We start from the raw sequence: 23,581 nt of genomic DNA on the forward strand, positions 1-23,581 counted from the left end.
CCAATACGCGCTAAAATAAACGGATACAAAGGGGCCTTTTGGCCCCATTTTTTTAATTAAAGCCTAAGTAAGTGCTATGTCTGAATATAAATACCCAGCCGAAGCTGTATTTCATCAAGAAGAAATTAAAAAAAGTACCTTTATCGTTCATATAGGTCACACGCCCGATCTAAATGCTGCGAAAGCCTTTATTAAAAATATTGAAGAAAAATATAGTGATGCACGTCACAATTGTTGGGCACATGTTGCAGGTAACCCAGGGGGCAGCCATGTTTATGGTTTTTCTGATGACGGGGAGCCCAATGGCACCGCCGGTAAACCCATGCTCAATGTGCTAGTGGGCTCAGGCTTAGGTGAAGTGACCGCTGTGGTAACACGTTACTTTGGAGGTATAAAGCTCGGTACGGGTGGGCTGGTGCGTGCTTATGGTGGTTCACTCAATAATGCCTTAGCAAAACTACAAACCGTGGTGAAAGTGCCGAGCGCTGAGCTGGTGGGCTTTAGTGAATACAGTATGCAAGGGGCGATAGAGCAACATTTAAAAACGAACTTTCAGGTACTTAATATTGAAAAACAGTTTACTGCAAATATTGAGTGGACTATTACCATTGATAGTCGCCAAGCGCAGCAAGCCATCAAAGATATTTTTGATTTAAGCCACGGCGCAGTTGAGTTAACAATCAAAGAGTAATAGTCTTACATTCATCCCATTTAATGATTAAACATTAAATTTCGAGTCATACAGTAGTTATTTTAATTTACTAATAAAAAAGCGATACGCTCAATGCAATTTCGTACCATCATAAAAATTCTTGGCCAATTGGTTGCGCTATTCAGTATTACTATGGTGCCACCAGCGCTAGTGTCTTTAATTTATAAAGATGGTGGAGGGGTGCCGTTTGTTTTAGCCTTTATATTCAGTGTTGTTATTGGCTTAATGGCTTATTACCCAAATAGGCATGAGCATGGCGATTTAAAAGCCCGCGAAGGCTTTTTAATCGTGGTTTTGTTTTGGCTAGTACTAGGCGCGTTTGCCTCCTTACCGCTGGTATTTTTACAAGAACCCAACCTCTCTTTAGCCGATGCCGTGTTTGAAGCTTTTTCTGGCTTAACCACAACAGGGGCTACCGTGCTGACCGGTATAGAGTATCTGCCTAAATCGGTCTTGTTTTATCGCCAACAATTACAGTGGTTTGGTGGTATGGGGATCATTGTATTAGCGGTAGCAATCCTGCCAATGCTTGGCGTAGGTGGTATGCAGTTGTATCGGGCTGAGATTCCAGGCCCCGTTAAAGATTCCAAAATGACCCCGCGTATAGCCGACACCGCTAAACACCTTTGGTATATTTATGTGTCTATTACCCTTGCATGTACTTTGGCGTATTGGAGCGCTGGCATGAATTGGTTTGATGCAATTTGCCATGCTTTTTCTACGGTGGCTATTGGTGGTTTTTCTACTTATGACGCTTCAATGGGGCATTTTGATAGCCCAGTAATTAACTTTATTTGTGTGTTCTTTTTAATTATCGCAGCCATTAACTTTTCTCTGCATTATGCTGCTGTAGCGAGTCGTAATATTAGTGTCTACATTCGTGACCCTGAATTCAAAGTGTTTCTATGTATTCAGCTCGCGCTGGTGGTGATTTGTTTCACGGTACTTTCATCTCACGATGTTTATGCCAATGGCGATGAAACCCTCGATCAGGCATTGTTTCAAGCTGTATCTATAAGCAGCACCGCAGGATTTGCCACAGATAACTTTTCTGCTTGGCCTTTGTTTTTACCTATTTTATTAATATTCTCTAGTTTTATTGGTGGCTGTGCTGGTTCAACTGGTGGCGGTATGAAAGTAGTGCGCGTGTTTTTACTTTATCTACAAGGGGTGCGAGAGCTAAACCGCTTAGTGCATCCTCGAGCTATATACTCTATAAAGTTAGGACGAAAGGCGCTACCAGATAAAGTAGTTGAAGCGGTATGGGGTTTTTTCTCGGCTTATGCACTAGTCTTTATTATTATTATGTTAGCGTTAATGGGCACCGGGTTAGACAATATAACGGCATTCTCAGCAACGGCAGCGTGTTTAAATAACCTTGGGCCTGGTTTAGGTGATGTTGCTTCTCATTATGGCGCTATTACCGATACTGCAAAATGGATATTAACCGTGGCAATGGTATTTGGTCGTTTAGAGATATTTACCTTACTTGTGCTATTTACCCCAACATTTTGGCGTGGATAACGTTATAAATATCAGGAAGGAAATATGCGAAAAACCAATTTGGAAAAGTTAAACCAAATCGTCACGGGTGGCATAGTTGATTTAGAAATCCTCACCCCCACGAGTAGCCGACGCGTAAAAACAGAGTTTATAGGCTTATTAGAAAATAAGTTTATTATTTTAAATTACCCCAATGCAAAACGGCTCCCCATGGCAAGTGATTATTTACGCGATGGTGTGATGGTGGTGGTAAGAGCGCTTATAGAGGGCAGTGGTGGGCATGTTTTAGCGTTTCGTCAGCAGCTTATGTCTGTAGCATCTCACCCGGCGAAGTTATTGTTTATCGACTATCCTTCACAAGTACAGCTATTTGAACTGCGCTCGCAAGCGCGTATACCGACGCTGTTTCCAGCCAAGTTAAAATTATCGGATGATCGCCCTTCCTTTGAAGGCGTTATAAAAGATATTTCGTTAACGGGTGTTATGTTTGATATTAAAACAACCCAAGAAATCGACGACATTAAAGATATGCGTTGCATCGTAGTGTTTGATGAAGATACAAAGCACGAAGGGCAAATATGCAGTGTGAAAAAACATGCTAAGGGCATATATTGCGGAATTCGATTATTTGCCAGTGAAGAGCAAATGAAAGCCCTGATGGGGGATCACTTCATTGACCCTAATGCACTTGAAGTTGAAATTGTATAAGACCTGTTATCTTTCGACGCTGAACATTTTACAATTCTAAAATATCAACAAGCTCTAACATTTTCGCTCTTTTGCAACAAATAGCCATGTTTTGTTGTTATTTTTAAAAGCCATTTCAAATTTATTTTATAAATTCATTAAAAACAATTAGTTAAACATGTTTTTTTATTCTAATTTTTTTGTTTATAACAAAATTAAACTCAACTCACCTTCCTTTTTGTTTATTTAATCCTCTTTTTTAGCGATTGCTCATCGACTGTGTGGGGTTTTCCTTAAAGTCAACTCTTTGATTTTTATTGTTTTAATTTTATTGCCTTATCTACTGTTGCTAAAAAGCAACAAAATAACGAGTTAAATAGCGCCATTTTCAGCTAGTTGCTGGTTAATTTATTGAAAATTATGGTTTTTATATTTTTGGCATCGAAGTTGTAATAGTCAGGCTGTATTGAACGAAACGTGATTTAAAGTAAAACACTTAATCGCATAAAACATAAACTTTGAAGGAAGATAGATTATGAAAAGCATTAATAAAACTTTAGCACTTATCGCATTAGCTTCATCATCAGCCGCTTTTGCAGCAAGCGACTTTGACACGCTAGACGTTGACGGCAACGGCGCAATCAGTCAAAGCGAAGCATCGGTTGATGCAAAATTAATGAGCATGTTTTCAGAGCTTGATACTGACCAAAACGGTGAGTTATCAAAACAAGAGTTCTCTAAAGCATAACCCTAAGCTATTAAAGTTTTGGGAGTTAAAAGCTCCCCGATTATTTAAACGATTTTAAGGAATACTCATTATGAAAACATTACACAAAACATTTGCACTTATCGCTCTTGCTTCTTCATCAGCTGCCTTTGCAGCGAGCGACTTTGACACACTAGATACCGACGGTAACGGCGCTATTAGCCAAAGCGAAGCATCGGTTGATGCAAAATTAATGAGCATGTTCTCAGAGCTTGATACTGACCAAAACGGTGAGCTATCAAAAGAAGAATTTTCGAAAGCATAAGACAAGGCTAAGTATATTCTGAGTTGCCAAAGACAACCTAAATAGGCAAGGAAGCCTATGAAAGAGAATAACAAGGACCGTGATAGCCAGACACAATTTTTTGATAGACCATTGCATTACATTTTGAAGGATTAAATTATGAAAACATTACATAAAACATTCGCACTTATCGCTCTTGCTTCTTCATCAGCTGCTTTTGCAGCAAGCGACTTTGACATGCTTGATACTGATGGTAACGGTGCTATTAGTCAAAGCGAAGCCGCTGTAAACGCTGATTTAACGGCCGCATTTACTGAGCTTGATACCGACGGTAATGGTGAGCTTTCTAAAGCTGAGTTTGCAAACTTTTAATTTTTGACTTTTTTCATTGCACAGGGATCTCAGAGAAGGATTTCCCTCTTATAGGAGACTTATTATGAAAGCATTAAACACAACACTTGCGATTTTAGTATTAGCGTCATCATCAGCAGCTTATGCAGCGGTAGATTTTGCCTCTTTTGATAGTAATGGCGATGGTGTAATTAGCCAGCAGGAAGCCGCCGCTAATAAACAACTAATGAACATTTTTGATGATTTAGATACCGACGGAAATGGTGAACTTTCTAAAGAAGAGTTTGCAAGAGTACAATAAGTATTAACTCATCATACTCCACTAAAGCCGCTTAATAGTCAGCGGCTTTTTTGTGTTTGTTGATTACTTAACTCAAGCAGTTTAATTATAGAAAAATAGCGCTAACTTGGAATAACTTTTCAACCACGTTAATGTGCTTTTTATCAATTAAGAACATGATTACATGATCGCCTGACAAAATAATTGTATCGTCATGAGCAATCAGTACATCGTCATTTCGCACAATTGCACCTATTGTGGTACCTGCAGGCAATTTAATATCGGCAATTGCGCGACCTACCACTTTAGAGGTATTTTCATCACCATGGGCAACGGCTTCTATGGCTTCTGCAGCCCCTTTACGCAACGAGTACACGTTTACAATGTCGCCACGGCGCACGTGAGTCAGCAACGCAGAAATAGTCGCTTGTTGTGGTGAAATCGCAATATCAATTTCGCCGCCCTGTACTAAATCAACGTAAGCACCTCGTTGAATAAGCACCATGGTTTTTTGTGCCCCCATGCGTTTTGCGAGCATAGCCGACATTATATTTACTTCATCGTCGTTGGTAACGGCAATAAACACATCAACCTGTTCAATGTGTTCTTCAGAGAGCAGCTCCTGATCGGATGCATCACCACAAAATACCACGGTGTTGTCGAGCATTTCAGAAAGCTGTTCGGCACGCTCTTTACTTCGCTCTAGTAACTTAACGCTGTGGTTTCTTTCCAGTGAACGGGCTAGGCCTGCACCAATATTACCGCCACCGGCAATCATGATTTTTTTATACGAGCGTTCCAGCTTTTGTAGCTCGTTCATTACCGCACGAATGTGTTTGGTTGCGGCAATAAAAAATACTTCATCGTCGGCTTCTATTACGGTGGTGCCTAACGGTTTTATCGCTTTACCTTGGCGGTAAATAGCGGCTACCCGAGTTTCAACATTAGGAATATGCTGCTTAAGTGTAGATAGGGCATAGCCTACCAATAAGCCGCCATAGTAGGCTTTTACAGCCACTAAAGAGAGCATGCCATCGGCAAATTGCAGTACTTGTAATGCGCCAGGGTAGTCTATTAGGCGGCGAATATACTTAGTAACGAGTGCTTCTGGGGCTATGTAATGATCGACAGGTAAGTCATCATTATGAAAGAGTTTTTCGCGGTATTTTAAATACTGCTCAGAGCGAATACGGGCTATTTTGGTCGGTGTATTAAAAATACTGTAGGCAACTTGGCATGCCACCATGTTAACTTCATCTGAGCTGGTCACCGCAATAATCATATCGGCATCTTCAGCCCCTGCGCGACTTAACACGTCAGGGTGGGCGCCGTGGCCTGCAACACCTTGTAAATCGTATTTATCTTGCAGCTCGCGCAAGCGGTTACCGTCGATATCAACTACGGTTATTTCGTTTTGTTCACCCACTAGGTTTTCTGCGAGTGTGCCGCCAACTTGCCCAGCACCGAGTATGATTATTTTCATTATGTACCCGTATTATTAATACTAATTACATCAAAGTATTAGCTACCTCTAAATTGAAGTAGCTAAATGTGTTGCCTAGGCTTTTTTAACTAATTTAGCGTAGTAAAAACCGTCACTTTCGCCTGGTAATAACTGCAAGCCTGGTGTGGTTTTAGTGTCTTCGCTGTGCAAAGGAATATGCTCTGCGTCTTCATTATTAGCTAAAAACTTAGCAACTTGTTGTTGGTTTTCTTGTGGAAGCACCGAACAAGTTGCATACACCAATGTACCGCCTGGCTTTAACAATGGCCAAATGCTGTCGAGTATATCGCCTTGGAGGGTCGATAAATCGTTAATGTCGGATGCGCGACGTAACCATTTAATATCTGGGTGACGACGAATTACGCCAGTTGCAGAGCAGGGTACATCTAACAAAATACGATCAAACTGTTCTTCATCCCACCAAGTGTGAGGTTGCGATGCATCACCACATTGTAAGTCGGCGCCCAAACCTATGCGTTCTAGGTTTTGTTTAACACGTTCTAGGCGTGTGGCATCGCTATCAAGCGCAAGCACATCTGCGTCGGCAAGCTCTAAAATATGGCAGGTTTTACCACCAGGCGCTGCGCAGGCATCGAGTATTGAATCACCATTTTGTGGGTCTAGATAGCGTGCAGCAAGCTGCGCTGCCGCATCTTGTACTGAACAGGCACCGGTATCAAACTCAGGAAGTGAAAACACATCGCGTGGTTTGCTTAGTTTAATGCCATCAATAAAATCAGGATTTAGAGTATGTTCAATATCGTTAGCGGTTAGCATTTCGCTATATTCTTGGGTGCTAAACTGCGATTGATTCACTCGAAGCCACATTGGCGCTTGTTGCTGATTAGCTTCTAGAATGTCTTCCCAGCTATCTGGGTAGGCTTCTTTTACTTGCTTTATAAACCAGTTTGGATGGTTGTATAAACACACCGGAATTTGTTTGGCTTTTTCTTCAAGCTCAGCTTGTTGGCGCTGAAAGCTTCGTAAAATGGCGTTAATAAGCCCTTTTAAGCCAAGAGCGCGTAATTGTTGTAACGCATTAACGGTTTCGCTAATTGCTGCATGCGGCGGTACACGCATGTGTTGTAGTTGGTAAATGCCTACATACAACAAAAACTGGAAAATACGGCGTTTGCCTTTAAGCGGTTGTTCTACTAAATGCTGACAATAATTTTCTAGGCTAGGTAAGTAACGTAATACTCCATAGCAAATTTGCTGCAGTAAGGCTTTATCTTTAGGAGATAGGCCTTGGCTAGCGAAAGGGAGTTCTTGATTAAGCGATGCGCCTTTATCAACCACGTTATATAAAGTTTCAGCGGCTAGCGCTCTGACATTGCTTACATTACTCATTATTTTCGCCTAATACGGTGCCGGGTGTGACCCAGTCGCTACGACCGTTTAAAAAATCATTAATTGCCATTGGCTTTTTGCCTTGTGGTTGTAATTCGCCAATAGATAAAGCGTGTTTACCACAAGCCACAACGATACCGTTTTTATCACTTGCTAATACAGTGCCAGCTGCGCCTGATTGTTCAACTACATTTGCTTGGTATATTTTTACCGTATTACCACGCATTTGGGTAAAGCATACTGGCCATGGGTTAAATGCACGAATGTTACGCTCGATTTGCTCGGCATCCATAGACCAATCAATGTTGGCTTCGTCTTTTGAGAGCTTTTTAGCGTAATTGGCATCAGCATCGTTTTGTGGCTCAGGCGTTATGTCCCCGTTGGCTAAACGATTTATGGTGTCGATTAATGCATCAGGTCCCAGTTCAGCAAGCTTAGTGTATAAGCTTGCACTGGTTTCAGTACTATCAATAGGGCAGCGGCTAATATGCAGCATATCGCCGGTATCTAGCCCTTCATCCATTTGCATTATGGTTACACCGGTTTGCTGATCCCCTGCCCAAATAGCGCGTTGAATAGGTGCGGCGCCACGCCAGCGCGGTAAAATAGAACCATGTACATTTAAACACCCTAAACGTGGGGCATCTAAAATGGCTTTAGGTAAAATTAAACCGTAGGCAACGACAATCATGATATCGGCATTGAGGCTGCTTAGCTCTTCAAGTGCGTCGTCTGTTTTGAGTGATTGCGGTTGAAAAACGGGTAGGTCATGTTCTAATGCAAGCGCTTTTACTTCACTGGCTTTTAGTTTTTTTCCGCGACCCGCTGGACGATCTGGTTGACTGTAAACGCCCACTATTTGGTGTTCACTATTTATGAGTGCTTGCAGATGGCGTGCAGCAAAGTCCGGCGTACCGGCAAATATAATGCGTAATGGTTGTGTCACTGAGTTTCCTAATTATTTACTAAGGTGCTTATTACTGCGCTGCAAACTTCGCTTCTTTTTCAAGCTTTTTACGAATGCGTTGGCGCTTTAATGGAGATAAATAATCAATAAATAATTTACCTTGAAGGTGATCAAGTTCATGCTGAATACAAATCGCTAATAATTCGTCAGCATCAAGAATAAATTCTTTACCTTCTTCGTTCAGTGCAGCTACGGTAACGGTTTCTGCACGGTCAACTTTTGCATACGAATGAGGAACTGATAAACAGCCTTCTTCGCTCACGGTTGAGCCATCTTTTTTGATAATTTGCGGATTGATAAGCACGAGTGGTTCATTGCGCTCTTCTGATACGTCGATCACCACAATACGCTGGTGAATATCAACCTGTGTAGCAGCAAGCCCAATACCATTTTCATCGTACATAGTTTCTAGCATACCTTTGACAATTTCACGCACTTGATCGTCAACAACAGTTACTTCTTTTGCGATTGTACGTAAACGTTCATCTGGAAATCTTAAAACTTCTAACCTAGCCATAGTTACCTTTTACACTTATGCTTAAATTTAGGGTATTGTATGTTCTTATTTTAGCCATTCACGTTCCCCTTTAACAGGTTTTGGTTAATAATAATGAAAAAACACTATGAGGAAGCTCAATGAAATCTCCATTAATTGCAATTATACTTGCATTAGGTGCAACTTTTCCTGTGCTGGCAGATGTACTAACTATAAAAAAAGATGCGCCTAAACAGTATGTTGTGAAAAAAGGTGACACGCTTTGGGATATCTCAGCTATATATCTAAACGAACCTTGGTTATGGCCTGAACTATGGCAAATGAATCCACAAATAGACAACCCTCACCTTATTTATCCGGGAGATGCGTTAGCATTAATTTACGATACAGACGGTAATCCGCGTTTAGTGATTAATAAAGCGTATCGAAAGCTATCACCTATGGGACGTATTACGCCAAAAGGGAAAGATGCGATAACAACTTTACCTCTTGCGTTGATTAAACCGTATTTGTCGTTTGAGCAAGCTATTAACAGCGATTCGATAAAAGAAAAGCCCTATATTTTGGGCGCCAACGAAAATACCAAAACCCAAACTATTGACCATATTTTATATGTAAAAGGTAACTTAAAACGTCATCAGGCATATGCTATTTATCATAAAGGTGCGCCTTATACTGACCCTAATACCGGTGAAGAGTTAGCGAGTAGAGCATCTTATGTGGGTATGGCTCGTGCATTTAGAACAGGTGATGCGGCCAATGGCGAACCTGCCTCAGTAAGAGTTGAATCAGTAAAACGTGAGATCAAACAGGGTGACTTTTTATTACCTGCAATGGAAGGGCAGATGCTGCCAGTATATTTTGAGATGCATCGTCCTGAACAGCCAATGCAGGGTCAAGTGATTGCCTCTCCGCGCGAGGTGAGAGAATTTAGCACGATGGATGTAGTGGTGCTAAACTTAGGTTCAGAGCAACAAGTTAAAGTAGGTCATGTACTGGATATTGAACGTCAGTCACCTAAGGTGATTGATAGTGCCAGAGGCCCGCGTTATACCGAAGATTCAAGTCGTTTAGAAAAATTGGTATCGGCTACTAGCGAATTATTTGGCTCAGAAACCGATGAAGATAGCGTTACTTGGAAAATGCCAGCAGAGAAAGTTGGTGAAATGATTATCTTTAAAGTGTATGACAAAGTTAGTTATGCGCTGATCACTAAAAATCAGCACCCAATTCGCATTGGAGATTTGGCAGTAATTCATTAAGTAGCGAGTCGGTGTTCTAGGAGGGAACATGGAGCAATCGTTTGGCAAGCTAAGCCATTGGCTTGCCTTTTACTTATGCAAAGGGCTTGGAATAAAAACGCTATTAGCCCTCTCTAAGCAGCACAGTTTAGAGTCGCTGTTTTCCTTATCGCATTCCCAGCTGGTTATGTTGGGCTTAACAGCGAGTCAAGCAAGCAATTTACTTAATACAAATTGGCAGCAAGTTGCGCATTATGAACAGCTTATTAGCCAGCAACATATTACTGTTATTAGTATTTTTGATACCACCTACCCAGAACACCTAAAACAAATAGCCAGTGCACCATTATTACTTTTTTGTAAAGGCGATATCAGCTTACTGTCTTCTCCACAAATTGCGATTGTTGGCAGTCGAAATGCAACCACTACAGGACTTGAAATTGCTGCAGAATTTGCACATCAGCTAACGCTTGCTGGCATAACAGTAACCTCTGGTATGGCGCGTGGCATTGATGGTGCTGCCCATAAAGGAGCGCTGGCAGGAAATGGTAAAACCATTGCCGTACTGGGGACTGGTGTTGATGTTTATTACCCTAAACGCCATAAGTTACTTACAGAGCAAGTATTAACACAGGGTTTATTGGTAAGTGAGTTTTTACCGGGCACTGCGGCCAACGCGCATAACTTTCCACGGCGTAATCGTATTATTTCAGGACTCTCTTTAGGCGTTTTAATTGTTGAAGCCGAAATTAAAAGTGGCTCACTGATCACCGTACGTTATGCGCTTGAACAAAATAAAGACGTTTTTGCGGTGCCAGGCTCAATTAAAAACCCGCTGGCACAAGCAAGCCATTTTTTAATTAAGCAAGGTGCTAAGCTGGTAGAAAACGTCGCCGATATTCTTGATGAGATGAACTTTTCATACCCTTCTGATCTAAACTATAAAGAGTTAACTGATGCTGTAACCTCAGATTGCGAGGTGCTTAACAGTATTGGTTTTGAGGTGACCAGTGTGGACGATATTATGCGTCGAGTACAGTGGCCAATTGATAAAGTACAAGCGCGATTGCTTGATTTAGAGTTAGACGATCAAATTGAACGTGTATTAGACGGCTATATTAAATTAAGCGCTGGAGGATAATATGTTTGATATTCTCATGTATTTATTTGAAAACTATGTTCACAGCGAAAGTGATGTATTTGTTGAGCAAAGCACACTTACCGATGAGTTACTTCGCGCTGGGTTTAACAAACCCGAAATTAACAAAGCCATTGACTGGTTAGATCAACTTGCCGCATTACAATACAGCAATGAATCGCCTTATTTATTAGCCACTCCACAACATGCAGTGCGTATTTTTACCGACAGTGAGTGCCAAGTTCTCGACACCGAGTGTCGCGGCTTTTTAATGTTTGTTGAACAAACGGGCGTTATTAATAGCACCACTCGTGAAATGGTGATGGACCGTTTAGCGGCGCTTGATAATTCAGCTATTACTTTGGAAGATTTAAAATGGTTAATTCTTATGGTGTTATTTAACGCACCTGATTCTCAGCAGGCGTATGAGCAAATGGAAGATCTTATTTTTGATGAGCCCAGTGAAGTGTTACATTAATCATTATTGCGTGTTTTATTATTTTCAGCGTTAACAAACCGACTGCCATAGCTTGTATCTTTAAGGGTTTTGGGTATATTAGGCGAAAATTCACCAACCACTAGGATTTACATGAGTAAAATCGATCATTCACTTTTCTCGGCTAATAAACACGCCTTAGAAAAAGAATATGAGATATGCCCGCAATGTGGTTCAGAACTCGTCATTCGTAATAGTAAATCTGGGCCTTTTTTAGGCTGCGCTAGTTACCCTAAGTGCGATTTTATTCGCCCGCTTGCACATCATGATAGCAATGAAATCAAAGTACTTGAGGACAGCGAGTGTCCAGAGTGTAGCAAGCCGCTGGTGGTGAAAAATGGCCGCTACGGTATGTTTATTGGCTGTACCGGTTACCCTGAATGTCATTATATTGCCAGTGAGCATAACAATACGCCAAGTGAAGAGCCTGTGATTAGTTGCCCTAAATGTAAAAAAGGCCACTTGGTTTCACGCAGCAATAAATTTGGGAAAGTGTTTTATTCTTGCGACTGTTACCCAAGCTGTAAATATACGCTTAATCATAAACCTGTAGCTCAAGCGTGTCCTGTATGTGACTGGCCAGTTGTTACTGAGAAAAAAACCGCGAGTGGTGTTGTGTTACAATGCCCACAAAAAAGCTGTATGCATAAGTTTGCTGCCACTGAATAACGTAAATATCTCTGGAGACAATTTTGTCTGACCTTTCTTCTTTATCTGCTGCAATAACTAGCTTAGAACAAGGCGATGTTATTTTATACCCAACCGAAGCTGTTTATGGCCTTGGTTGCGATCCTGACAATCAACAGGCGGTGGAACGTTTACTTGATATTAAACAACGCTCCGTTGAAAAAGGGCTTATTTTAATTGCTGACAATTACGGGCAATTATTAAAATACGTCGATGACGCTAAGCTGCCTATGGATAAACGTGCCGATATTTTTTCAAGTTGGCCAGGCGCACTCACTTGGGTGATGCCTGCAGCTAAGTCTACCCCAAAGTGGTTAACAGGGCAGTTTGATACTATTGCAGTAAGAGTAACTAACCACCCTACAGTTAAACGTTTATGCCAACAGTTTGGTAAACCACTGGTATCAACAAGTGCAAATTTAACCGGCCAAGCAACGGTAACAAGTATTGTTGAAGCTCAGCAGCAGTTTGGCGAGCAGGTTAGTTTTTATGTTGATGAACCATTAGGTGGTAATACGCAACCAAGTACCATTAAAGATGCCATGACAGGCAATGTATTCAGAGGTTAACGATGCAAAGCGAATTATTAAAACAAGTAAAAGCGTACTTTATGGCTTTGCAAGATACCATTTGCCAAGGCTTAGAAGCAGCAGACGGGAAAGCACAGTTTGTTGAAGACAGCTGGCAGCGAGAAGAGGGCGGCGGTGGTCGTACTCGCGTTATCACCAATGGTAATGTGATAGAGCAAGGGGGAGTTAATTACTCTCATGTATTTGGTGCCTCTATGCCGGGCTCTGCCACTGCACATAGACCTGAGCTTGCCGGGCGCAGTTTTCATGCGTGTGGTGTATCGTTAGTGATCCACCCTAAAAACCCACATATACCAACAAGCCATGCCAATGTGCGCTTTTTTATTGCCGAGAAAGAAGGTGAAGAACCGATTTGGTGGTTTGGTGGTGGTTTTGATTTAACCCCGTTTTACCCTGTACTTGAAGATGTAGTGCATTGGCACCAAGTTGCGCACGATGTGTGTCAGCCGTTTGGTGATGATGTATATCCAAAATATAAAAAATGGTGTGACGAATACTTTTATTTAAAACATCGTGATGAAACCCGCGGCGTAGGCGGCTTATTTTTTGACGATTTGAATGAGTTAGGTTTTGAGCAAAGCTTTGCATTTATGCAATCGGTGGGTAATGGCTTTTTAGATGCTTACGTTCCTATTATTGAGCGTCGCAAAAACGATAAGTACACCGAACAACAACGCGACTTTCAATTATATCGCCGTGGTCGTTATGTTGAGTTTAATTTAGTCTGGGACCGCGGCACATTATTTGGCTTACAAAGCGGTGGCCGAACTGAATCTATTTTAATGTCGATGCCACCTTTAGCCCGTTGGGAATATAACTTTACCCCAGCCGAAGATAGTGCAGAGGCATTGCTATATAAAGACTTCTTAAAGCCACGTGATTGGTTAGCTCTGGGCTAAGAATGATATGCCAGTCAATAAACTACTTATTGACTGGCTTTTAAAATTATTGTTTTAGTTTAAAGCTTCGTACCTGCTCATCTAACGAGCGAGCTAAATTGAGTAACTCTTCACTGACTTTTTGATTTTCATCCGCATCCACTAACGATTGCTCTGCATTATCACTGATACCAACAACGCTTCTGTTTATTTCTTCGGCGGCTAGATTTTGCTGCTCTGTTGCATCGGCTATTTGTATATTTAGCTCATTTATTTCATTCATTTGGCTAGAAATATCTTTTAAAGCCTGTGCAACTTGTTGTACTTGTTGCGCTCTTTCGTCTGCCTCCGCACAGGACTCACCCATGGTTTTAACTGTTTGCGCTGCTTCTGATTGCAACTTATCTATAGTACGGCGTATTTCATCGGTAGAGGCATGAGTTCGGGTTGCTAAAGTTCGTACTTCATCAGCAACAACGGCAAATCCTCTTCCTGCTTCACCTGCACGGGCAGCTTCAATGGCTGCATTAAGTGCTAATAAATTTGTTTGCTCGGCGATACTGCTGATCACCTCAAGCACTTTACCCACTTCAAGCGTTTGCTCTTGCAGTTGTCTCACTTGATCTGCCGCTTGGCGTACATCTTCAGCTAGTTGATTTATACTGAGTTCGGTTTGCTCTGCAACCTGCATGCTTTGCTGTGCTAGCTCATTACTGTTCTCAGATTTTTCTTGAGCAAAATGAGTGGTGTTTCTTACTTCATTGGATGAGCTTTCTAGCTCATTAATTGCTGCGGCTACCGAGTCGGTACTTTTCTTTTGTTCTAAAATAGCGCGCTCAGTAGTATCGGCAGAAGTATAAATTTTCTCTGCTGAATGAATAAGCACTTTTGAAGAGTGAGATACCTGAGCAATGTTATCTTTAAACGTAGCAATCATTTGGTTAAAACTAGTGGCAAGCCAGCCGAGTTCATCTTCGGCGTTATCTTCAATGCGTAAGGTTAAATCTTTATTAGTAGTGGCTAGGTGCATTGCATGGCCGAGCTTTTTAAGGCGCACTATAAATATTTTTCTAAACACTATACCTAGCAGCACAAAGGCAATAATAAAAATAGTAGACAGTAGGCTGGTGGTTATTAAGGTGTTGTAAGTTACCTCGCTATCAATATCGGCTAAGGAATAGCTAATTTTTACCACACCCAGTACATCGCCTTCTTGTGCTTGATGGCAGCCTAAACAGTTTGTACCTCTATAATCAGAGCTCGCATACATCGGGCGTAGGTAGGTCATACTGCGGCTATCAGTGTTTTGCTCTATAAATAAGCTTTCTTTACCCTGCAGTGCTTCGCGTTCACTATTATTACTCGCTGTTTGGTTTTTATTGCCTGGTCCATACAGCTTATTGACTATGTCAGAGCGAATAATATGAGCGTCTTCAATATTAGGATGTTTACGAAGCTTTTGGCTCAATAATTCTCGATTAGCCATAGTGCCCGTTAGCATCATGGTGTTTATTGAGTCGAAGTAATTGTCGGCAAGTAGCTTGATGTTTTCTGCCACCGTATCTTGTGCGAGTGTGCGCTGTTGGCTCGCACTACTAAAAATACTGGCTATGAGTACAATAATGCCGGTTAACGCTAACAAAGCATAAATTTTATGTTGGATTGATTTCACACGCGCCACGCTTTTCTAACTATTTAATAGGGTATTATCTCTATTTTAGAAAAGCGGGTTTTGACTTAGCGCAAATAATCCCCAATTAAAGAACGGGGTAAATTAATGCTGATTAATCATATGACTGGCAAGCTGTGCCAGTGATTGGCGTAAACCTTCGCGTAAAACGGGGTTATCAATTTCTATGTCTAAGGTTTTATTCATGCAATACATCCACTGATCACGTAAATCTTGATCAATAGGAAATGGCATATGGCGTTTGCGCAGCATTGGATGGCCATGTTTTTCTACAAATAAGTCTGGGCCACCAAGCCAACCCGATAAAAACTCAAAAAATACTTGGCGAATTCTATCTAATGGTTGAGGATGCATATCATATAACGGTTTAGCGTATTCATCGCTGGCCATTATGTCGTAGAATCTATTGGCAATTGCACGCGTGGGCGCTTCTCCGCCGATGATTTCATACGGGGTTTTCTCTGGCGTAGGCGCTTGAGTGGTTGTAGACGGCTTTGATCTTGAAAAGAGTCTTTTAATCATAGTTTTATCATCGTTAATAGGCAGTACTAAAACTGCAAAGAGGTTGTTTAAAATGGATAAATATGCGGTTTTTGGAAATCCAATCAAACATTCAAAATCTCCCAGCATACATCAGCAGTTTGCTAAGTCATTGGGAGAGCAAATCGACTATCGCGCAATATTAGCACCTATCGATGGATTTGAAAAAACAGTCGCGACTTTTTTTGAGCAAGGGGGCAAAGGCGCAAATGTCACTGTTCCTTTTAAAGAGCAGGCCTTTGCTTTAGCCGATGAACTAACCCCAGTTGCTAAACTTGCAGGCGCAGTAAATACCCTTAAAAAGCGCGATGATGGTACCTTACTCGGTGATAACACCGACGGCATAGGCTTTGTGAACGATTTACTAGCGAATAAAATAATAATAACAGGTAAACGCCTGCTGATCATTGGTGCAGGTGGCGCTGCCCGTGGTGTTATTTTACCTTTACTTGAGCAGCAGCCTAAAGAAATCATTATCGTTAATCGCACGGCACACAAAGCCGAAACATTGGCAAAACTCTTTACTGGGCACGGCAATGTTTCGGGGTATGGTTTTGACGACCTTCCTTCTGCCGATTATCATTTAGTTATTAACTCAACCTCAAGTAGCATGAATAATGAGTTACCTGCGTTAAGCGAAAAGCACTTAAGCGCATGTGAAATGGCTTACGATATGTTTTATGCGACGCAAAATACGCTATTTATGAATTGGGTGAGCGAACACAATAAAGCGGCTAAGCTATTAGATGGCAGTGGCATGTTAGTAGGGCAAGCTGCACAAGCTTATTATGTATGGCGAAATAAAATGCCGGACATTGTTCCCGTTGTTATTGCATTAAAGCAGGGAGTACTTAAATGAATCAAGCAATACAGTTTATAGACCGACTCGAATTTAGAGAGCCAACTCATCAATTAGTTTTTTTTGCACAAGTAAGCGGAATGCTAGTTGAGTGTGTGATTGCTGTAAGTAGTTTAAATTTAGCCGATGAGAGTCATGCAACGCGTTATTTTGAACAATATCGATTTGATTATGAAGAGCGTGCCGAGCAGCTAATCGAAGACGAAAGCTATAACTCGGCAGGGCAAATAGAAGTGAGTTTACTTAATTAAGCAAAAAGTTGTGGTTATTTCGCGTCTTCAGCTAAGTATTCATCTTTAAGCTGCACGTAATTATCGGCAGACACTTTTAAAAAGCTCAGCTCTTGATCTGTTAAAGGGCGGGCTTGTTTCGCTGGGCTACCTACATACAAATAGCCAGACTCTAAACGCTTATTAGGAGGTACTAAAGCACCACCACCAATAATCACCTCGTCTTCTACAATTACGTTATCCATAATAATAGCGCCCATGCCCACGAGTATGCGGTTACCTAGAACGCAGCCATGCAGCATTACCTTATGACCCACGGTAACATCATCACCAATAATAAGTGGGTAACCCTCAGGATTGCTTTTAGTCGCTCTTGATAAATGTAAAACACTGCCATCTTGTATATTAGTACGCTTACCGATACGAATATGATTAACATCACCACGGGCAGCAACTAGTGGCCATACACTACTATCATCACCTAGGGTGATATCACCGACTAATACAGACGACTCGTCTATATAAACAGAATCATTAAACGCAGGAGTTATTCCTTTATAAGAACGTATTGCCATATATGCACCTTTAAATTAAACAATATGAATAGTATCAGTGTAACAGTAGCGCTTATTTAAGTACCAGCAAAGCCTGATTTGATTATAAAACTAGCTGTTTCATCTGTTTTAGCTCAGATACTGACCGAACAGTGTGTTTTTTTAGTTTTTCTTTAAAAAAGTACTTGCGTAAAAATCTGTTCTCCCTATAATGCGACCCCACTGAGACGGGGAACGCCAACGCATAGCGAGGCATGAGCTACTCAAAGAGTTAAGTAAAACTTAAGTTTAAATCATCGCAAGAAAGTTTAAAATTAAGTGTTGACTCGAAAAATAAAGGATGTATTATACGCATCCCTAGCGACAATGTCGCAACGTTCTTTAACAATATAAAGCAATCATCTGTGTGGGCACTCGTACAGATTGAGTTCTAACAGCCAAGCTACTTCGTTCTTTATTGAGCAAGTAACGAGGCAAACAAATTTAGAGTCTCAATTGAACTGAGTGACCAACAGAATAGTTACTTCGGTAATTATTCAGCACAGTCAATTCAATATCGAAAGATATTAAATAAATTCAGAATTCATTGAGCTGTCGAAAGACATAAAACTTTTTAATTGAAGAGTTTGATCATGGCTCAGATTGAACGCTGGCGGCAGGCCTAACACATGCAAGTCGAGCGGTAACAGAAAGTAGCTTGCTACTTTGCTGACGAGCGGCGGACGGGTGAGTAATGCTTGGGAACATGCCTTGAGGTGGGGGACAACAGTTGGAAACGACTGCTAATACCGCATAATGTCTACGGACCAAAGGGGGCTTCGGCTCTCGCCTTTAGATTGGCCCAAGTGGGATTAGCTAGTTGGTGAGGTAATGGCTCACCAAGGCGACGATCCCTAGCTGGTTTGAGAGGATGATCAGCCACACTGGGACTGAGACACGGCCCAGACTCCTACGGGAGGCAGCAGTGGGGAATATTGCACAATGGGCGCAAGCCTGATGCAGCCATGCCGCGTGTGTGAAGAAGGCCTTCGGGTTGTAAAGCACTTTCAGTCAGGAGGAAAGGTTAGTAGTTAATACCTGCTAGCTGTGACGTTACTGACAGAAGAAGCACCGGCTAACTCCGTGCCAGCAGCCGCGGTAATACGGAGGGTGCGAGCGTTAATCGGAATTACTGGGCGTAAAGCGTACGCAGGCGGTTTGTTAAGCGAGATGTGAAAGCCCCGGGCTCAACCTGGGAACTGCATTTCGAACTGGCAAACTAGAGTGTGATAGAGGGTGGTAGAATTTCAGGTGTAGCGGTGAAATGCGTAGAGATCTGAAGGAATACCGATGGCGAAGGCAGCCACCTGGGTCAACACTGACGCTCATGTACGAAAGCGTGGGGAGCAAACAGGATTAGATACCCTGGTAGTCCACGCCGTAAACGATGTCTACTAGAAGCTCGGAACCTCGGTTCTGTTTTTCAAAGCTAACGCATTAAGTAGACCGCCTGGGGAGTACGGCCGCAAGGTTAAAACTCAAATGAATTGACGGGGGCCCGCACAAGCGGTGGAGCATGTGGTTTAATTCGATGCAACGCGAAGAACCTTACCTACACTTGACATACAGAGAACTTACTAGAGATAGTTTGGTGCCTTCGGGAGCTCTGATACAGGTGCTGCATGGCTGTCGTCAGCTCGTGTTGTGAGATGTTGGGGTTAAGTCCCGCAACGAGCGCAACCCCTATCCTTAGTTGCTAGCAGGTAATGCTGAGAACTCTAAGGAGACTGCCGGTGATAAACCGGAGGAAGGTGGGGACGACGTCAAGTCATCATGGCCCTTACGTGTAGGGCTACACACGTGCTACAATGGCGCATACAGAGTGCTGCGAACTCGCGAGAGTAAGCGAATCACTTAAAGTGCGTCGTAGTCCGGATTGGAGTCTGCAACTCGACTCCATGAAGTCGGAATCGCTAGTAATCGCGTATCAGAATGACGCGGTGAATACGTTCCCGGGCCTTGTACACACCGCCCGTCACACCATGGGAGTGGGTTGCTCCAGAAGTAGATAGTCTAACCCTCGGGAGGACGTTTACCACGGAGTGATTCATGACTGGGGTGAAGTCGTAACAAGGTAGCCCTAGGGGAACCTGGGGCTGGATCACCTCCTTATACGATTTAGAACTTATTTGTTCGTAGTGTCCACACAGATGATTGTTAATTGTAAAGAGAACAACACTTATTGTTTGGGTCTGTAGCTCAGCTGGTTAGAGCGCACCCCTGATAAGGGTGAGGTCGGTAGTTCAAATCTACTCAGACCCACCACTTCTTCTTAATGCTTCGTTGTAAGCTTCGTTGTTTAGTAAACTAAACGGCCTCAACTTACGCCTTGTCTTAAAAAGAAGTCGGTATACAAACAGTAAGACCAGCATATGTGGGGCTATAGCTCAGCTGGGAGAGCGCCTGCCTTGCACGCAGGAGGTCAGCAGTTCGATCCTGCTTAGCTCCACCACTTTACTTCTTAAAAATAAATATTCTTTTATCGGGTAGCACAATCACCTGAGAATAGAGTGTGTTTAATTTTGAGAAGTTTTTGATTCTCTGCTCTTTAAAAATTTGGAAAAGCTGATAATAAAATTCGTATGAATAACATTGTTATTTGTACAGAGTTTTCAAAAGTAAAAAAGAATGATAGCAGTATCATTCAGTGCCAATTTAATCTTCGGATTAATTGGTATCTACTTTAGTATTCAATATTAACTTCTGGCGAAGTTAAACTGTCACAAAACAAAGACCCGTTTGGGTTGTATGGTTAAGTGACTAAGCGTACACGGTGGATGCCTTGGCAGTTGGAGGCGATGAAGGACGTATTAACTTGCGATAAGCCTAGTCAAGCTAGTAAAAAGCACTTGAGACTAGGATTTCCGAATGGGGAAACCCACCTGCTTGCAGGTATCGTTAACTGAATACATAGGTTAACGAGGCGAACGCGGAGAACTGAAACATCTAAGTACCCGTAGGAAAAGAAATCAACCGAGATTCCGATAGTAGCGGCGAGCGAAATCGGAACAGCCCTTAAGCTTATTATGTGTTAATGGAAGGCTCTGGAAAGTGCCACGATACAGGGTGATAGTCCCGTACATGAAAACGCATTTTAAGTGAAATCGAGTAGGTCGGAGCACGTGAAACTTTGACTGAATATAGGTGGACCATCATCTAAGGCTAAATACTCCCAACTGACCGATAGTGAACCAGTACCGTGAGGGAAAGGCGAAAAGAACCCCTGTGAGGGGAGTGAAATAGAACCTGAAACCGTGTACGTACAAGCAGTAGGAGCCCACTTGTTGGGTGACTGCGTACCTTTTGTATAATGGGTCAGCGACTTATATTTTGTAGCGAGGTTAACCGATTAGGGTAGCCGTAGGGAAACCGAGTCTTAACTGGGCGAATAGTTGCAAGGTATAGACCCGAAACCCGGTGATCTAGCCATGGGCAGGTTGAAGGTTGAGTAACATCAACTGGAGGACCGAACCCACTAACGTTGAAAAGTTAGGGGATGACCTGTGGTTAGGAGTGAAAGGCTAATCAAACCGGGAGATAGCTGGTTCTCCCCGAAATCTATTTAGGTAGAGCCTCGGACGAATACTTACGGGGGTAGAGCACTGTTAAGGCTAGGGGGTCATCCCGACTTACCAACCCTTTGCAAACTCCGAATACCGTACCGTAAAGTAATATCCGGGAGACACACGGCGGGTGCTAACGTCCGTCGTGAAGAGGGAAACAACCCAGACCGCCAGCTAAGGTCCCAAAGTCATAGTTAAGTGGGAAACGATGTGGAAAGGCCCAGACAGCCAGGAGGTTGGCTTAGAAGCAGCCATCCTTTAAAGAAAGCGTAATAGCTCACTGGTCGAGTCGGTCTGCGCGGAAGATGTAACGGGGCTAAACTATGCACCGAAGCTGCGGATTCAAAATTTATTTTGAGTGGTAGGGGAGCGTTCTGTAAGCGGTTGAAGGTGTACCGGGAGGTATGCTGGACGTATCAGAAGTGCGAATGCTGACATGAGTAACGATAATGCGGGTGAAAAACCCGCACGCCGGAAGACCAAGGGTTCCTATCCCATGTTAATCAGGGTAGGGTAAGTCGACCCCTAAGGCGAGGCCGAAAGGCGTAGTCGATGGGAAACGGATTAATATTTCCGTACTTGGTATAATTGCGATGGATGGGGGGGACGGAGCAGGCTAAGCAAGCATGGCGATGGTAGTCCATGTGAAAGTGTGTAGGCTAGCGACTTAGGTAAATCCGGGTTGCTGTTAGGCTGAGACACGAGACGAGTCACCAAGGTGATGAAGTTGCTGATGCCATACTTCCAGGAAAAGCCTCTAAGCTTCAGATTATACCGAATCGTACCCCAAACCGACACAGGTGGTCAGGTAGAGAATACTAAGGCGCTTGAGAGAACTCGGGTGAAGGAACTAGGCAAAATCGTACCGTAACTTCGGGAGAAGGTACGCTCCGATTGGTGATGGGACTTGCTCCCTAAGCTGATTGGAGCCGCAGTGACCAGGTGGCTGGGACTGTTTATTAAAAACACAGCACTGTGCAAAATCGCAAGATGACGTATACGGTGTGACACCTGCCCGGTGCCGGAAGGTTAATTGATGGGGTTATCTTCGGAGAAGCTCTTGATCGAAGCCCCGGTAAACGGCGGCCGTAACTATAACGGTCCTAAGGTAGCGAAATTCCTTGTCGGGTAAGTTCCGACCTGCACGAATGGTGTAACCATGGCCACGCTGTCTCCACCCGAGACTCAGTGAAATTGAAATCGCAGTGAAGATGCTGTGTACCCGCGGCTAGACGGAAAGACCCCGTGAACCTTTACTACAGCTTGGCACTGAACATTGAACCTACATGTGTAGGATAGGTGGGAGACTTAGAAGCAGAGACGCTAGTTTTTGTGGAGTCGTCCTTGAAATACCACCCTTGTAGTTTTGATGTTCTAACGTTGGCCCCTGAATCGGGGTTACGGACAGTGCCTGGTGGGTAGTTTGACTGGGGCGGTCTCCTCCCAAAGAGTAACGGAGGAGCACGAAGGTTGGCTAAGTACGGTCGGACATCGTACGGTTAGTGTAATGGTAGAAGCCAGCTTAACTGCGAGACAGACACGTCGAGCAGGTACGAAAGTAGGTCATAGTGATCCGGTGGTTCTGAATGGAAGGGCCATCGCTCAACGGATAAAAGGTACTCCGGGGATAACAGGCTGATACCGCCCAAGAGTTCATATCGACGGCGGTGTTTGGCACCTCGATGTCGGCTCATCACATCCTGGGGCTGAAGTCGGTCCCAAGGGTATGGCTGTTCGCCATTTAAAGTGGTACGCGAGCTGGGTTTAGAACGTCGTGAGACAGTTCGGTCCCTATCTGCCGTGGGCGTTTGAGAATTGAGAGGGGTTGCTCCTAGTACGAGAGGACCGGAGTGAACGAACCGCTGGTGTTCGGGTTGTCATGCCAATGGCATTGCCCGGTAGCTACGTTCGGAACTGATAAGCGCTGAAAGCATCTAAGCGCGAAGCAGGCCTCGAGATGAGTTCTCACTAGACTTTTAAAGTCTCTGAAGGGCCGTTGAAGACTACAACGTTGATAGGCAAGATGTGGAAGTGGTGTGAGCCATTAAGCTAACTTGTACTAATTACCCGTGAGGCTTAACCATACAACGCCAAACGCGTTTTATGTGATAGTTTAAGCAAGAAGTTAATAGACTAAAGTAGATACTTGAAGACTTTTATTATCAGAAATTCCAAATTTTAGTAAGCTCGATTAAATCGACCTTACACCAAATTTG

Annotated in this window: 22 protein-coding genes, 2 tRNA genes and 2 rRNA genes; 19 read left to right on the forward strand and 7 right to left on the reverse strand. The window is 42.9% G+C overall.

Annotated elements, in window-relative coordinates; all coding sequences use genetic code 11:
• Positions 1 to 76 precede the first annotated feature (76 nt).
• The 7 genes from AAGD16_RS00065 (at position 77) to AAGD16_RS00095 (ending at position 4,564) form a co-directional block, all read left to right on the forward strand.
• A complete protein-coding gene (locus tag AAGD16_RS00065) occupies positions 77 to 691 on the forward strand; it encodes a YigZ family protein (protein ID WP_013463655.1) in 615 nt (204 codons plus the stop codon).
• Between the two features lie 93 nt (positions 692 to 784).
• Positions 785 to 2,236, forward strand: a complete 1,452-nt coding sequence (locus tag AAGD16_RS00070) for a TrkH family potassium uptake protein (protein WP_013463656.1) — start codon at positions 785 to 787, stop codon at positions 2,234 to 2,236.
• Between the two features lie 24 nt (positions 2,237 to 2,260).
• Positions 2,261 to 2,923: a flagellar brake protein gene (locus AAGD16_RS00075; protein WP_016900037.1), complete on the forward strand. Its 663-nt coding sequence runs from the start codon at positions 2,261 to 2,263 to the stop codon at positions 2,921 to 2,923.
• A 514-nt stretch (positions 2,924 to 3,437) separates the two neighbouring features.
• A complete protein-coding gene (locus tag AAGD16_RS00080) occupies positions 3,438 to 3,650 on the forward strand; it encodes an EF-hand domain-containing protein (protein WP_013463658.1) in 213 nt (70 codons plus the stop codon).
• A gap of 70 nt (positions 3,651 to 3,720) precedes the next feature.
• Positions 3,721 to 3,933, forward strand: coding sequence for an EF-hand domain-containing protein (locus tag AAGD16_RS00085; protein ID WP_013463659.1), 213 nt, complete (start codon positions 3,721 to 3,723; stop codon positions 3,931 to 3,933).
• 138 nt (positions 3,934 to 4,071) lie between these two features.
• The gene (locus AAGD16_RS00090; protein ID WP_013463660.1) at positions 4,072 to 4,284 is read left to right on the forward strand and encodes an EF-hand domain-containing protein; all 213 of its coding nucleotides are present in this window, start codon (positions 4,072 to 4,074) and stop codon (positions 4,282 to 4,284) included.
• Between the two features lie 64 nt (positions 4,285 to 4,348).
• Positions 4,349 to 4,564: an EF-hand domain-containing protein gene (locus tag AAGD16_RS00095; protein WP_016900039.1), complete on the forward strand. Its 216-nt coding sequence runs from the start codon at positions 4,349 to 4,351 to the stop codon at positions 4,562 to 4,564.
• A gap of 85 nt (positions 4,565 to 4,649) precedes the next feature.
• On the opposite strand, the gene trkA is transcribed toward AAGD16_RS00095, so the two are convergent.
• From trkA to def, 4 genes are all read right to left on the reverse strand, one after another.
• Positions 4,650 to 6,026, reverse strand: a complete 1,377-nt coding sequence (trkA, locus tag AAGD16_RS00100) for a Trk system potassium transporter TrkA (RefSeq protein ID WP_008112933.1) — start codon at positions 6,024 to 6,026, stop codon at positions 4,650 to 4,652.
• 75 nt (positions 6,027 to 6,101) lie between these two features.
• The gene (gene rsmB / locus AAGD16_RS00105) at positions 6,102 to 7,397 is read right to left on the reverse strand and encodes a 16S rRNA (cytosine(967)-C(5))-methyltransferase RsmB (RefSeq protein WP_013463663.1); all 1,296 of its coding nucleotides are present in this window, start codon (positions 7,395 to 7,397) and stop codon (positions 6,102 to 6,104) included.
• Positions 7,390 to 8,343, reverse strand: a complete 954-nt coding sequence (fmt, locus tag AAGD16_RS00110) for a methionyl-tRNA formyltransferase (protein ID WP_016900041.1) — start codon at positions 8,341 to 8,343, stop codon at positions 7,390 to 7,392. The genes rsmB and fmt overlap by 8 nt, the downstream gene beginning before the upstream one ends.
• 31 nt (positions 8,344 to 8,374) lie before the next feature.
• On the reverse strand, positions 8,375 to 8,881 hold the full coding sequence (def, locus tag AAGD16_RS00115) for a peptide deformylase (protein WP_377112886.1): 507 nt from the start codon (positions 8,879 to 8,881) through the stop codon (positions 8,375 to 8,377).
• Between the two features lie 119 nt (positions 8,882 to 9,000).
• Here def and AAGD16_RS00120 point away from each other — a divergent pair, with 119 nt between their 5' ends.
• The 6 genes from AAGD16_RS00120 to hemF all read left to right on the forward strand — a co-directional run bounded on the left by AAGD16_RS00120 (position 9,001) and on the right by hemF (position 13,911).
• Entirely contained in the window at positions 9,001 to 10,122 is a 1,122-nt protein-coding gene (locus tag AAGD16_RS00120; RefSeq protein WP_016900042.1) for a LysM peptidoglycan-binding domain-containing protein, read from the forward strand.
• A 28-nt stretch (positions 10,123 to 10,150) separates the two neighbouring features.
• Positions 10,151 to 11,242, forward strand: coding sequence for a DNA-processing protein DprA (gene dprA / locus AAGD16_RS00125; RefSeq protein WP_377112890.1), 1,092 nt, complete (start codon positions 10,151 to 10,153; stop codon positions 11,240 to 11,242).
• A gap of 1 nt (position 11,243) precedes the next feature.
• Positions 11,244 to 11,717: a DUF494 family protein gene (locus tag AAGD16_RS00130; protein WP_013463668.1), complete on the forward strand. Its 474-nt coding sequence runs from the start codon at positions 11,244 to 11,246 to the stop codon at positions 11,715 to 11,717.
• Positions 11,718 to 11,828: 111 nt separating this feature from the next.
• Positions 11,829 to 12,404, forward strand: a complete 576-nt coding sequence (locus tag AAGD16_RS00135) for a type I DNA topoisomerase (protein ID WP_016900044.1) — start codon at positions 11,829 to 11,831, stop codon at positions 12,402 to 12,404.
• A 23-nt stretch (positions 12,405 to 12,427) separates the two neighbouring features.
• Positions 12,428 to 12,991, forward strand: a complete 564-nt coding sequence (locus AAGD16_RS00140; protein WP_016900045.1) for an L-threonylcarbamoyladenylate synthase — start codon at positions 12,428 to 12,430, stop codon at positions 12,989 to 12,991.
• A 2-nt stretch (positions 12,992 to 12,993) separates the two neighbouring features.
• Positions 12,994 to 13,911, forward strand: coding sequence for an oxygen-dependent coproporphyrinogen oxidase (hemF, locus tag AAGD16_RS00145; RefSeq protein ID WP_016900046.1), 918 nt, complete (start codon positions 12,994 to 12,996; stop codon positions 13,909 to 13,911).
• 46 nt (positions 13,912 to 13,957) lie between these two features.
• Here hemF and AAGD16_RS00150 read toward each other — a convergent pair whose 3' ends face one another.
• Positions 13,958 to 15,562 carry a methyl-accepting chemotaxis protein gene (locus tag AAGD16_RS00150; protein WP_377112897.1) on the reverse strand — a complete coding sequence of 535 codons (1,605 nt, stop codon included), beginning with the start codon at positions 15,560 to 15,562 and terminating at the stop codon, positions 13,958 to 13,960.
• 102 nt (positions 15,563 to 15,664) lie between these two features.
• On the reverse strand, positions 15,665 to 16,102 hold the full coding sequence (locus tag AAGD16_RS00155; protein ID WP_013463674.1) for a group II truncated hemoglobin: 438 nt from the start codon (positions 16,100 to 16,102) through the stop codon (positions 15,665 to 15,667).
• A gap of 52 nt (positions 16,103 to 16,154) precedes the next feature.
• Between AAGD16_RS00155 and aroE the strand changes: the two genes are divergently transcribed.
• Together aroE and AAGD16_RS00165 are read left to right on the forward strand one after the other, a co-directional pair.
• The gene (gene aroE / locus AAGD16_RS00160; protein WP_377112901.1) at positions 16,155 to 16,979 is read left to right on the forward strand and encodes a shikimate dehydrogenase; all 825 of its coding nucleotides are present in this window, start codon (positions 16,155 to 16,157) and stop codon (positions 16,977 to 16,979) included.
• Positions 16,976 to 17,230 (forward strand): DUF1488 domain-containing protein, encoded by a 255-nt coding sequence (locus AAGD16_RS00165; protein ID WP_013463676.1) that lies wholly within the window; start codon positions 16,976 to 16,978, stop codon positions 17,228 to 17,230. Before aroE ends, AAGD16_RS00165 begins: the two co-directional genes overlap by 4 nt.
• A 14-nt stretch (positions 17,231 to 17,244) precedes the next feature.
• Here AAGD16_RS00165 and AAGD16_RS00170 read toward each other — a convergent pair whose 3' ends face one another.
• Positions 17,245 to 17,784, reverse strand: a complete 540-nt coding sequence (locus AAGD16_RS00170) for a gamma carbonic anhydrase family protein (RefSeq protein ID WP_013463677.1) — start codon at positions 17,782 to 17,784, stop codon at positions 17,245 to 17,247.
• A gap of 593 nt (positions 17,785 to 18,377) precedes the next feature.
• Here AAGD16_RS00170 and AAGD16_RS00175 point away from each other — a divergent pair.
• From AAGD16_RS00175 to AAGD16_RS00190, 4 genes are all read left to right on the forward strand, one after another.
• A 16S ribosomal RNA gene (locus AAGD16_RS00175) occupies positions 18,378 to 19,914 on the forward strand.
• A 76-nt stretch (positions 19,915 to 19,990) separates the two neighbouring features.
• Positions 19,991 to 20,067: transfer RNA gene (locus tag AAGD16_RS00180), tRNA-Ile, on the forward strand.
• Between the two features lie 111 nt (positions 20,068 to 20,178).
• Positions 20,179 to 20,254: transfer RNA gene (locus tag AAGD16_RS00185), tRNA-Ala, on the forward strand.
• Between the two features lie 298 nt (positions 20,255 to 20,552).
• Positions 20,553 to 23,449 (forward strand): 23S ribosomal RNA (locus AAGD16_RS00190).
• Together the 16S and 23S rRNA genes with 2 tRNA genes alongside form the textbook arrangement of a ribosomal RNA operon.
• Positions 23,450 to 23,581: the final 132 nt, after the last annotated feature.

Source organism: Pseudoalteromonas sp. M58, from assembly GCF_042604605.1.
Lineage (GTDB): Bacteria > Pseudomonadota > Gammaproteobacteria > Enterobacterales > Alteromonadaceae > Pseudoalteromonas > Pseudoalteromonas tetraodonis.